Annotated in this window: 10 protein-coding genes and 1 rRNA gene (1 of these 11 cut by a window edge); 2 read left to right on the top strand and 9 right to left on the bottom strand. The window is 35.4% G+C overall.

Annotated elements, in window-relative coordinates; translation table 11 throughout:
- From D9842_RS20305 to dnaA, 9 genes are all read right to left on the bottom strand, one after another.
- A 16S ribosomal RNA gene (locus D9842_RS20305) occupies positions 1 to 259 on the bottom strand (it extends 1292 nt beyond the left edge of the window).
- Positions 260 to 520: 261 nt separating this feature from the next.
- Positions 521 to 1615, bottom strand: coding sequence for an HD-GYP domain-containing protein (locus D9842_RS20300; protein ID WP_121664095.1), 1095 nt, complete (start codon positions 1613 to 1615; stop codon positions 521 to 523).
- 115 nt (positions 1616 to 1730) lie between these two features.
- The gene (gyrA, locus tag D9842_RS20295; RefSeq protein ID WP_121664094.1) at positions 1731 to 4235 is read right to left on the bottom strand and encodes a DNA gyrase subunit A; all 2505 of its coding nucleotides are present in this window, start codon (positions 4233 to 4235) and stop codon (positions 1731 to 1733) included.
- Between the two features lie 309 nt (positions 4236 to 4544).
- Positions 4545 to 6473, bottom strand: a complete 1929-nt coding sequence (gene gyrB, locus D9842_RS20290; protein WP_121664093.1) for a DNA topoisomerase (ATP-hydrolyzing) subunit B — start codon at positions 6471 to 6473, stop codon at positions 4545 to 4547.
- 97 nt (positions 6474 to 6570) lie between these two features.
- A complete protein-coding gene (gene remB / locus D9842_RS20285) occupies positions 6571 to 6816 on the bottom strand; it encodes an extracellular matrix regulator RemB (protein WP_121664092.1) in 246 nt (81 codons plus the stop codon).
- Between the two features lies 1 nt (position 6817).
- Entirely contained in the window at positions 6818 to 7945 is a 1128-nt protein-coding gene (recF, locus tag D9842_RS20280; RefSeq protein WP_121664091.1) for a DNA replication/repair protein RecF, read from the bottom strand.
- A gap of 16 nt (positions 7946 to 7961) precedes the next feature.
- A complete protein-coding gene (gene yaaA, locus D9842_RS20275; protein ID WP_098797625.1) occupies positions 7962 to 8177 on the bottom strand; it encodes a S4 domain-containing protein YaaA in 216 nt (71 codons plus the stop codon).
- A 263-nt stretch (positions 8178 to 8440) separates the two neighbouring features.
- Entirely contained in the window at positions 8441 to 9577 is a 1137-nt protein-coding gene (dnaN, locus tag D9842_RS20270; protein WP_121665151.1) for a DNA polymerase III subunit beta, read from the bottom strand.
- A 231-nt stretch (positions 9578 to 9808) separates the two neighbouring features.
- On the bottom strand, positions 9809 to 11161 hold the full coding sequence (gene dnaA / locus D9842_RS20265; protein ID WP_098797624.1) for a chromosomal replication initiator protein DnaA: 1353 nt from the start codon (positions 11159 to 11161) through the stop codon (positions 9809 to 9811).
- 680 nt (positions 11162 to 11841) lie between these two features.
- Here dnaA and rpmH point away from each other — a divergent pair.
- On the top strand, positions 11842 to 11976 hold the full coding sequence (rpmH, locus tag D9842_RS20260; protein WP_026561635.1) for a 50S ribosomal protein L34: 135 nt from the start codon (positions 11842 to 11844) through the stop codon (positions 11974 to 11976).
- 171 nt (positions 11977 to 12147) lie between these two features.
- Entirely contained in the window at positions 12148 to 12498 is a 351-nt protein-coding gene (gene rnpA / locus D9842_RS20255) for a ribonuclease P protein component (protein WP_098797623.1), read from the top strand.
- Positions 12499 to 12519 lie beyond the last annotated feature (21 nt).

The raw sequence follows: 12519 nt of genomic DNA, 5'->3' as shown, positions 1-12519 counted from the left end.
ACTAGCTAATGCGCCGCGGGTCCATCTGTAAGTGACAGCTAAAAGCCGTCTTTCAATTTTGAACCATGCGGTTCAAAATGTTATCCGGTATTAGCTCCGGTTTCCCGGAGTTATCCCAATCTTACAGGCAGGTTACCCACGTGTTACTCACCCGTCCGCCGCTAACCTCAGGGAGCAAGCTCCCATTGGTTCGCTCGACTTGCATGTATTAGGCACGCCGCCAGCGTTCGTCCTGAGCCAGGATCAAACTCTCCAATAAAGAGTTGATATAGCTCATAAAAGTTTGTACTATATAGTACGTTGTTTTTGTTAATCGAAATTAACGTTGGCACGCTTGGTTTTGTTTAGTTTTCAAAGAACTTGTGATGTCACTTAAAAGCGACCTCATTAATATAACATTTAACAGTTAGTTAAGTCAACTACTTTTTTCAACAAAGTTTTATATGAAATACTCTGTTTGGCTGACTCAAAAAATTATATCAGCATCTATATCTTAAGTCAACACAAAACAGAGTAGTTTTTATATAATTTCTTCAATAAATAGTTCTCTTCTATCTTTTAACGAAATGATCTCTTGAGAATACAAGTATTTCACCATAGGTCTAGTTGGGTTATTATCATCCATAAAGATAATTTCTGCATCCAATCCATCTGACAACTTTACCTTTGTACCTGTAGAAAACCTTGTTATTCCTTTTTTCAATTCATTAATGATTTTAAGATCAAATTTGCCGAATTCGTCCTCCATAATTTGTTCTAACACTTTAAATGGTGACTGCTTACTTCGATATGGTCTTACTGCAACCATAGCTTGGTAAATATCGGCTAAAGCTACTATTTTGCTATAAGGATGAAGCTTTTCAGCTTTCACGCTTAAGGGATACCCGCTTCCATCTATTCGTTCATGATGCTGGAGTACCCCTAGCTTTACTCCATCTTTAATAGACATAATATTTTTTAATAAATTATAGCTATGAACCGGATGTTGCTTAATATCTTTATATTCAATTTCAGTTAATGTTACCTTTTTAGTTAGGATCGCTGGGTTTACTTTTGACATACCGCAATCACATAACAATCCTGTTAAAGCAATTTGATTTATTTCTCCCTTTTGATACCCTAACTTTTGAGCTAAAAAGGCACTTACTAACGCCACAGACACACTGTGGTGGTACATATAATCTTCCTGCTTACAATAATGATAGAGTTTAAAGACTCCCTCATCATTACCTTCAATTTCAGATACTAGGGGTAAAATCGCTTGTCTTACTTTGTTGATATCAATTTGAACACCGGATTGCCAACTAATAAAAAGCTGCTTATAAGCTTGTACAGCTTCCAGGTATTGATGATAAAACGATTTGATTAATGTGCTATCTTCAACCACTGTATCTTCTGTTTCATCTTGCTCATTACTATATCCAGCTAATTTGAATTCCCGGCCGTTATCAAGAATGTTTTCCACTTCAACTTCTTTTACCAGGAATGCTATAAGAGCTTCCTTAATGTGCTTTGTAATAATTGTGTTTTTATATGCTAAAGGTTGATTTGTTGCTGATAAAATCGGCTTTGATAAGATACAACCTTCTTCTAATTGACTAATATGAATCTTCAAAGGTATCCCCCCCTTATGACATTATAAACAAAAAACAATGATAATGTTTAAGAATGTAAAAAAAGACTGAATTCCACACTCAAAGAATGTGTATTCAGCCTTCTATGCCTTTATATTATTCTTCAGATGAGTCATTTTCCAACTGCTGTTCTGTTTCTTCCAGTTCTTCATTCATGTCATCTTGAGATTCTTCTTCTTTTTGTACTAATGCTACAGTAGAGACAGATACGTTTTCATCAAGTCTGATTAATTTTACACCTTGAGTGTTACGGCCCATTTTCGAAATTGTATCAACATCCATACGGATCACAACTCCGCTAGCTGTAATCAACATTATATCCTCTAGACCAGTAGCTGCTTTTACAGAGACAACTGGACCATTTTTCTCTGTAATATTACAAGTTTTTAATCCTTTACCACCACGACTTTGTATGCGATATTCCTCAGAAGGAGTACGTTTACCGTAACCATTGCTTGTTACAATTAGTACATCCACATCATCTTCAAGAATTTCCATACCTACAACTTCATCACTTTCATCAAGTGAGATTCCCTTTACTCCTGAAGCTGTTCTACCCATTGAGCGAACATCTGATTCTGGGAATCGGATAAGCATACCGTTCTTCGTACCGATGATGATATCCTTTGAACCATCAGTTAATTTTACAGAAATAAGCTCATCTTCTTCACGAAGACCTACTGCAATTAAACCATTGTTTCGGATGTTGGCAAATTGAGATAAAGGAGAACGTTTTGAAATTCCATCCTTTGTAGTAAAGAATAAGTACCAATCATCTACAAATTCTGAAACCGGGATGATTGCATTAACCCACTCACCTTTTTCTACACTTAGAAGATTTATGATCGGCAATCCTTTAGCTGTTCTACTAAACTCAGGTATTTCATAACCCTTTGCTCGATATACTTTACCTTTGTTTGTAAAGAAAAGAATCGTATCATGGGTTGATGTTGTTAGTAGTTGTTCAACAAAGTCATCATCATTTGTTCCCATACCTTGTATACCACGTCCACCACGTTTTTGTGTACGATATGTTGAAACAGGAAGTCGTTTAATATATCCATTATGAGTTAATGTAATAACAATGTTTTCTACAGGTATTAAATCCTCATCTTCAATACTTTCAATTCCACCTGCTACAATTTCGGTACGGCGTTCATCGTTGAATCGCTCTTTAATTTCAGTTAGCTCTTCACGAATGATTTCAAGTACTTTCTCTTCATCCGCAAGAATTGCTTTTAGTTCTGCAATTAGCTTCACAAGCGATTGATATTCTTCTTCAATTTTTTCTCTTTCTAAACCTGTTAATCTTTGAAGTCTCATATCAAGAATTGCTTGTGCTTGTTTCTCACTTAAAGAAAACTGCTCCATTAATCCGTTACGGGCAATTTCAGTTGTTTGCGAGTTACGAATTAAGGCAATCACAGCGTCCAAATGATCAAGAGCAATTCTTAAACCTTCTAAAATGTGAGCACGCGCCTCCGCTTTTCTTAATTCAAAAGCAGTACGACGTTTAATCACTACTTTTTGATGCTCAAGATAGTAATGAAGCATTTGCTTAATATTTAATACTTTAGGATGTCCATCTACTAGAGATAGCATATTAATACCAAAGCTTGTTTGAAGCGCTGTTTGCTTATAAAGGTTATTAAGTAATACGTTCGCATTCGCATCTTTACGAACCTCAATAACAACACGCATTCCAGTACGGTCAGATTCATCACGTAGGTCTGTGATTCCGTCAATCTTTTTATCTCGAACAAGCTCTGCGATTTTTTCAACTAGCTTTGCTTTATTTACTTGATAAGGAATTTCCTTAACAATAATTACTTGCTTACCTGAAGCCTTTTCTTCAATCTCAACCTTCGCTCTGAGAGTAATTGATCCACGGCCAGTTTCATAAGCTTTTCGAATCCCGCTTCTTCCGATAATTTGTCCAGCTGTTGGGAAGTCTGGTCCAGGAATAATTTCCATAAGCTCGGGAATTGTTATCTCTGGATCCTTACTAATCGCTAGGACTCCATCAATTACTTCACCTAATTGATGTGGAGGAATATTTGTTGCCATTCCTACCGCAATTCCAGTAGCACCGTTCACAAGTAAATTAGGGAATCTCGCTGGAAGGACTACTGGTTCTCTTTCGGAGCCATCATAGTTATCTTGATAATCAATTGTATCTTTGTTTATATCACGGATTAGCTCCATTGATATTTTAGACATACGAGCTTCGGTGTAACGCATTGCAGCTGCTGAGTCTCCATCGACTGACCCAAAGTTTCCGTGTCCATCTACTAGCATATATCTATAGTTAAAATTCTGCGCCATACGAACCATTGTTTCATATACAGCTGAGTCACCATGTGGATGGTATTTACCAATAACCTCTCCAACGATACGTGCTGATTTCTTAAATGGTTTATCAGATGTCATCCCTAAGTCATTCATTGCATAAAGAATGCGTCGATGAACAGGTTTCAGTCCATCACGAACGTCCGGTAATGCACGAGACACGATTACACTCATCGCATAACCTAAGAAAGATTCTCTCATTTCATTACTTATATTTCTCTCAATAACATGTGATCCTTGATTTTCCGCCATATTAAAATAACCTCCCTTATTCCTTTTCTTAATTTAATTGGGAGTGCCAAGAACATTCCATCGAAAAATGGTAAAATACTATCTTCTTACAGAAAAGTTGATAGTTTTAAATATAATAAAAACTGCCCAATTGGTTATGTTAAATAATTAGTCTACTCTTCATTATAGCAATATTAGCAAAAGATTACACATCAATTTGATGGAATATTCGTTTACAGCTAACATTTCTTTCACGATAACCATCTCTTTTTTTGTCTAATATATTATGTAAAAAACACCTCACCGAGATGAGGTGTTCTTTCAAATAGATTAAATATCTAGATTTTTAACATACTGTGCATTTTCTTCGATAAAGTTCCTACGCGGCTCTACTTTATCACCCATTAACGTATCAAATGTTTCATCGGCTTCAATTGCGTCTTCTAATGTTACTTGAAGTAATGTACGTGTATCTGGATCCATCGTTGTTTCCCAAAGCTGATCAGGATTCATTTCTCCTAAACCTTTATAGCGTTGGATGCCTGGCTTAGGCTGTTCAGGCATTTCAGCCAAGTATGAATCTAATTGTTTATCGTTATAGGCATATTCAACTCGTTTTCCTTGTTGAATTTTATAAAGTGGAGGCTGAGCAATATAAATATAGCCTTTTTCAACAATTGGACGCATATAACGATAAAAGAATGTCAATAGTAGAGTACGAATGTGTGCACCATCTACATCCGCATCCGTCATAATAACAACTTTATGATAGCGTGCCTTTATAATGTCAAAGTCTTCTCCAATACCTGTTCCGAGTGCTGTAATAATAGCTCTTATTTCATTGTTTGAAAGAATCTTATCTAGTCTTGCTTTTTCTACGTTTAAGATTTTACCTCTTAAAGGCAGTATTGCTTGAAAGTGTCTGTCTCTTCCTTGTTTTGCAGATCCACCTGCAGAATCACCCTCAACAATATAAATCTCACTAATAGAAGGGTCCTTAGAAGAACAATCCGCTAACTTACCAGGTAAACTTGAGATTTCTAACGCACTTTTCCTTCTTGTTAACTCACGAGCTTTTTTTGCAGCTAAACGGGCTCTTGCAGCCATTAAACCTTTTTCAACGATTTTTCTAGCTACTGAAGGATTTTCTAACATGAATTTATCAAATGCTTCAGAAAAAACAGAATCTGTTACTGTACGAACCTCAGAGTTACCTAATTTCGTTTTTGTTTGTCCCTCGAATTGGGGATCTGGGTGTTTAACAGAGATGATAGCTGTAATCCCTTCTCGAACATCTTCTCCAGAAAGGTTATCATCGCTTTCTTTAAATATTTTATTTTTACGAGCGTAGTCATTGATTACACGAGTTAATGCTGATTTAAAGCCTGCTTCATGTGTTCCACCTTCATAGGTGTGAATATTGTTCGCAAAAGAATAAATATTACTAGTGTAGCTGTCATTATACTGAATAGCTACCTCGGTTGTAATACCATCTTTTTCTCCCTCAATATAAACCGGCTCATCATGAATAACCTCGCGCGTACGGTTTAAATGCTCTACATACGACTTAATTCCGCCCTCATAGTAGTATTCATTTGAACGTTTGTTTTCTCGTTTATCTTCAATCGTAATTTTCAATCCACGATTTAAAAATGCTAGCTCACGAATACGGTTCGCTAATATTTCATAATCATAGACAGTTGTTTCTTGGAAGATTTCTGCATCCGGCTTAAAGTGGGTGATTGTGCCTGTAACATCCGTCTCACCAATTACCTCTAAATCAGCTGCTGGAATACCTTTATTAAACCTTTGGAAATGAACTTTTCCTTCACGATGTACTGTTACATTTAATTCTGTAGAAAGAGCATTAACAACAGATGCCCCTACACCATGGAGTCCACCTGATACTTTGTATCCTCCACCACCGAATTTTCCTCCGGCATGCAATACTGTCATGATAACTTCAACTGCAGGACGTCCCATTTTTTCATGGATCCCTACAGGAATACCACGTCCGTTATCTTTAACAGTAATACTATTATCTTCTTCAATGGTGACATTAATTTCATTACAGAAGCCCGCTAAGGCCTCATCAATACTATTATCAACAATTTCCCACACCAAATGATGCAGACCCTTACTGCTCGTAGATCCTATATACATACCTGGACGTTTACGAACTGCCTCTAAACCTTCTAAAACCTGAATCTGATTTTCATCATATGATTGTTGTTGGACTTGATTATTTTCCGTCGTCACATTGATCACCTACACTTTTCCTAAAGCTTACTTGTCGTTGCACTCAAAGCCATACCCTAAAGCCCTTCTGTTAGGAAGCTAGACTTTAAACATTTAATTAATCTATATCAAAAGCAACTTGTGCTCGTTTTTTTAATGTACTTGATGATAAAGGCGAGAAATAAATTTTATTAACCGTCACAATAATGGATTTTGCTTCACCATTTGCCAGTTGAACAATTCTATCTTTTTGCTTTTGAAAAAATTCATCTACAATGGCGGAATCTTGAGAAGAGTGTCGATCCAATATCATCACGACCTCTTTTGATGGAACAACAAAATTGTCTCCCAGATGAATATACAAATCAGTCACCTCTTTTATCGTCAGCAAGCTCTCCTGCTCTTACACGGAAAGTAGCAGCTTCTTTTAATGTTTGATGATCAATTCCTTCGACACTTGTTGTTGTTACAAATGTTTGAACCTTACCTTGAATGGTATTCAATAAGTGTGATTGTCTATAATCATCCAATTCGGATAAAACATCATCAAGCAAAAGGATCGGATATTCTCCTATCTCATTATGAATTAAGTCAATCTCCGCTAATTTCAACGATAAAGCAGTGGTTCTTTGTTGTCCTTGTGAACCATAAGTTTGCACATCATGGTCATTCACAAAAAAGGTTAAGTCATCTCGGTGTGGACCTGCTAAAGTTGCCCCCCGTTCAATTTCCTTCTCTCTTATTTTAGCAAATTTTTGTTCATATGCTTCTATCATTTTCGTCAAATCATAATCTTCTGATACATCCACAGAGGGTTTATATTTGATTCTTAGCGTTTCTAAGCCTCTGCTTATCCCTGAATGCACGGGCTCAGCCCATTTTTGGAGCTCAGAAACAAACTGCAAACGTTTATAAATGATTTTTGCAGCTGCTTCGCACAGTTGTTCAGTTAAAACATCAAGCATCGTTTGATCCTTTTGTTTGCGCATCTGTAACAGCTTCAAATAATGATTACGCTGTTGCATAATCTTTTGATAACGACTCAAATCATGCAAATAGATAGCTGAAACCTGACCAATTTCCATATCTATAAATCTTCTTCTTACCTGAGGACTTCCTTTCACTAAATTCAAATCCTCTGGTGCAAACATAATCACATTCATTGCCCCGACGTATTGGCTGAGTTTCTCTTGCTCAATATGATTCAACTTTGCCTTTTTACCCTTTTTAGAAATAACTAATTGAAGGGCAGTTGAACGATTATATTTTTCTATACTACCCTCTATTTTAGCATATTCTTTGTCCCAGCCAATCAACTCTTTATCATTCGAAGTTCGGTGTGATTTCGCCATAGCAAGCACATAGATTGATTCCATCACATTGGTTTTACCTTGTGCATTTTCACCTAAGATTACATTCACTTTATTTTCAAACTGAATCGTCAATTCTTCATAGTTACGATAATTTTTTAATTTCAGCTCATTTATAAACAAAATTTGTACACCAACTTTAATTTTTCACAATATATGTGCCGAAATCAGGAATATATAAAACATCACCATCTCTTAGCTTTTTACCACGGCGATTTTCAGGTTCATTATTCACAAAGATTTCGTATTCAGCTAAAAACCATTTAGCCATTCCACCAGATTGAATAACATCTGCTAATTTTAGGAATTGACCTAATGTTATAAACTCTGTATCAATTTTAACTGGTTTTGCCATAGCGAACCACCTTCCTCAGTAGTCTCTAACTTTATATTTTACTAAAAATATGCCATGAAGTACAACAACTTCACTATTGGAAATCTCTGTGTCCTCGAGGGATGGACAGCACCTCCGTCTCACAGATTTGAAATAGGTACAAATACCCATACAAGTTTATTTTCTCTCCATAACTGATACGGTATTCTTTCTGGATTAAAGTAGAATTTATTGTCTCATAAATAAAGAAAAGGCTGACGAACGTCAGCCTGCTATTTTTATCATCAATATGTTCTAACCGGTAAAATTAACTGTAACATAGAATCGTCATCTTTTGTACGAATAACGAAAGGTCTCATTGCTCCAGTGAAGTCAACACTGATTTCGTTTCCTTCAAGTGCCTTTAAAGCATCCATTACGTATTTTGCACTAAATGAAATCTTTAATTCTTCACCATCAATTTGCTCCACTTGTATTTCTTCACTTACTTTTCCAATCTCAGGGGAATTAGAAGAAACCTCAATCATTCCGTCTGTTAGAGTTGAAAGTTTAACAACATTATTTCGTGCTTCTTTAGCTAATAAGGAGGCACGATCGATTGCTTGTAAGAAATCTTTGGAATTTAAAACCAAGTTTGTTTTACTCTCATTTGGAATTAAACGGGAAGTATCAGGATAATTTCCGTCTAAAAGTCTTGAGAAAAATAATAGATTTTTTGCCTTAAACAATACTTGGTTTTCAGTAATGACAATTTCAATCGGTTCATTTGTATCATCTAAAATTTTACTTAACTCACTTAGACTTTTTCCTGGAATGACAACATTGTATGAACTTTGATTTTCTGAGTTGATTAATGCCTTTCTTAGTGCTAAGCGGTGGCTATCTGTTGCGATACAAACTAACTCACTGTTTTCTAGCTTCCAGTTTACACCTGTTAAGATAGGTCTTGTCTCAGATGTTGATACAGCAAAAACGGTTTGACGAACCATTGCTTTTAGTAAATCGGTAGGGATTTTAAAAATATTTTCTTCCTCAATCTGTGGAAGATGAGGATATTCTTCTGCATCTAATCCATTTAGACTGAATTCAGCCTTACCTGAACGGATTACCGTTGCATGGTGGTTTCCAACTTCAATTTCTACAATATCCATTGGTAATTTTTTAACGATTTCACTAAAAAACTTGGCTTGTAAAACAACACTTCCTGATTGAAGAATTTCAACATTCTCTTTGTCATCTTCTTCAGCTGGAATAAAAGATTCAATAGAAATATCAGAGTCACTACCTGTTAATGTGACTCCTTCTGAATCAGCAACAATTTTTATACCCGTTAAAATCGGAATTGTTGTTCTAGATGATACAGCTTTCATTACATCTTGAACACTTTGAACTAATTTATCTCGTTGAATAATGAATTTCATCATCGTTTTCCTCCTGTTTCCTAGCTACTTGGAATATTTTCCTGACTACGAGAGTTTCTCAATTTTTTAGGTTCTAGTTATATTATTTTTTTATAAAAATATAGTAGAAGTACTAGTAGGGCCTGTGGAAATGTGGATAACCGACCTAAACGAAAGGAAACACAGCCTATCCACATGTGGACAGACTGTGTATATATGTGTAATAGTTATTCACACTATTCAATATTAAAATTAAGAACCTTTTAAAAGTCCAGTAATATCTTTTAACTGTTTTTGTAGCTGCTCATCACTTTGAAGCATTTTTGATATTTTCTCATGAGCATGAATGACTGTTGTATGATCTCGTCCCCCAAATTCTTCCCCAATTTTAGGTAATGAAGAATCGGTAAGCTCTCTTGAAAGGTACATAGCAATTTGTCTTGGAAAAGCAACAGATTTTGTTCGCTTCTTCGCCTTAAAATCTTCTAACTTCACCTGATATTCTTGTCCAACTATTCGCTGAATATCACTAATTGAAATCATCTTTGGTTTTGAGTTAGGAATAATATCTTTTAGGGCTTCAGCAGCCAGATCAGCATTTATATCTTTATTAATAAGAGAAGAGTAGGCCACTACGCGAATTAGTGCACCTTCAAGCTCTCGAATGTTTGAATCAATTTGATTTGCAATATAAAGCATCACTTCATTAGGAATATCGAGCCCTTCAGCTTTTGCTTTTTTACGGAGAATCGCAATCCTTGTTTCCAAATCCGGAGGGGTAATATCTGTAATTAATCCCCATTCAAAGCGAGAACGAAGGCGATCTTCTAATGTCGGAATTTCTTTTGGTGGTCGATCACTGGAAATAACGATTTGCTTACTTTCTTCATGCAATGTATTAAAAGTATGGAAAAATTCCTCTTGAGTTTGTTCTTTCCCAGCCAAGAATTGAATATCATCTATTAAAAGTACATCAACACTTCTATATTTGTTACGAAAATCAACTGCTTTGTTATCTCTAATAGAGTTGATAAATTCATTTGTAAACTTTTCAGAAGATAAATAAACAACCTTTGCCGATGGGTTATGATCAATCACATAATGTCCAATTGCATGCATTAAGTGAGTTTTTCCAAGTCCAACGCCCCCATAAATAAAAAGGGGATTATAGGCTTTTGCTGGTGCTTCAGCTACTGCTAATGATGCTGCATGAGCAAATCGGTTTCCTGATCCAATAACAAATGTATCAAACGTATACTTAGGATTAAGCATGTTTTGCGGTAGTTCTGTTTGTTCTTCATCGGCTTTATTTATCTGTTTGATTGGTGAATTTGGAACAAAATCATCATCTGTCTGATTTTGGGGAATAATAAATTTTATAGCAAACTCTTCACCTGTTAATTGATAAATCGAATCAGCGATTAAGTGTAAGTAACGGGATTCCAGCCAATCTCTTGCAAATTCGTTAGGAGCGGTAATTGTTAAGGTATCACCTTGAATTCCATGAGCCTTTGTTGATTTTAACCATGTTTCAAAGCTTGGCTTACTAATTTTCTTTTCGATCTCTGCCAAGGCCTTACTCCAAAGCTCAGATATATTCTCCATTTGCGTTTTGTCCCTCCTTTACGATGCATCCCAACCTTAATGTACAAGCTTTGTACAAGGTGCGAATATTCATGTATAAACATACAGATGCAAAAGAATGTGAATAAATATATAATATAGTAGAAAAACATCTTTTCGACAAAACTCATGTGATGTGGACAACAATTTACACAAGCTGTTTATAATCTTTCCACATGTTATCCACAGTCTGTGGATATGTTGAATTTAAAGATAGATTATTAAGAGTGAAAACACAAATATAATATCAGAATAAATCTAGATATGCAACGGTTTTTACAAACTTATCCACATTATTAATCATTTGTTGAAGGAAATTGTCCACAATGAGCCAACTTGTGAAAAAGTTGTCGATAACGTATGTGGATAGTGGAGAATTCTGTCGAAACTTTATCCACAGGCTAGAAACCTTAAACAATAGTTGATGTTTAGCTGCTTATTTTGAGGTGGAGGTATACTGTTCTAAAAAGGATATGAGATCACGAAGAAGAGAGTAGGTTTCAAAAAAAGAATTAATAGAGGATAATAAATAAATTTAAAATTAGATGATGAAAAGAAAATAAACTTAATAAAAGAATGGATGATGGTTGACAATTCATAGGGTAGGTAACTATAATTAGTAAGACTGTCTTTAACTGTTATTCCTCAGGGAGGTGTCATATATGAAACGTACTTATCAACCAAACAAACGTAAACGTAGTAAAGTTCATGGTTTCCGTAGCCGTATGAGCACTGCAAATGGACGTAAAGTTCTTGCTCGCCGTCGTCGCAGAGGAAGAAAAGTATTATCAGCGTAGGCCACTGAAAAATCAGTGGTCTTTTTTTGCAGATGAATGAATAAAACGATTTATTCAGGAAATGAGGAAGAAGAGTGCTAGATCATTTCTTGTTTAAATTCGTTTTATTTCAGATATAATGATGGTGATTATTCTGTTAGCCTATTAGCAGAACAAACCGGAGTGAAATAGATGAGAAGGAAATATAGAATAAAGAAGAATAAAGATTTTCAAGTAGTTTTCAAGAGAGGGAAATCTTTTGCCAATAGACAATTTGTTTTGTATATCATGCAAAAGCCTGAAGAGAAAGAGTTCCGAATTGGACTATCTGTAAGCAAAAAAATAGGAAATGCTGTAACAAGAAATAAAGTTAAGCGGTTAATTCGACAAGTGTTTACAGAAGAAAAGCATCGAATTGCTTCTGGTAAGGAATTTATTATTATTGCTAGAAAGCCTGCAGCTGAAATGAATTATCATGAAGTAAAAGGAAGTTTGCAACATTTATTTCGAAAAGCAAAAATCTATCAGCCAAAGAAGATGTAGAATATTGTTGAAATTATACTA

The sequence above is a fragment of the Metabacillus litoralis genome (assembly GCF_003667825.1).
GTDB classification, from domain to species: domain Bacteria; phylum Bacillota; class Bacilli; order Bacillales; family Bacillaceae; genus Metabacillus; species Metabacillus litoralis_B.
This window is presented reverse-complemented; position numbering and strand designations above follow the sequence as displayed.

Bases quoted from the DNA above. Each gene is read 5' to 3' on its own strand.
- gyrA (WP_121664094.1), bottom strand. From the start codon at position 4,235: ATGGCGGAAAATCAAGGATCACATGTTATTGAGAGAAATATAAGTAAT.
- yaaA (WP_098797625.1), bottom strand. From the start codon at position 8,177: ATGGCAAAACCAGTTAAAATTGATACAGAGTTTATAACATTAGGTCAA.
- dnaN (WP_121665151.1), bottom strand. From the start codon at position 9,577: ATGAAATTCATTATTCAACGAGATAAATTAGTTCAAAGTGTTCAAGAT.
- dnaA (WP_098797624.1), bottom strand. From the start codon at position 11,161: ATGGAGAATATATCTGAGCTTTGGAGTAAGGCCTTGGCAGAGATCGAA.
- rpmH (WP_026561635.1), top strand. From the start codon at position 11,842: ATGAAACGTACTTATCAACCAAACAAACGTAAACGTAGTAAAGTTCAT.
- rnpA (WP_098797623.1), top strand. From the start codon at position 12,148: ATGAGAAGGAAATATAGAATAAAGAAGAATAAAGATTTTCAAGTAGTT.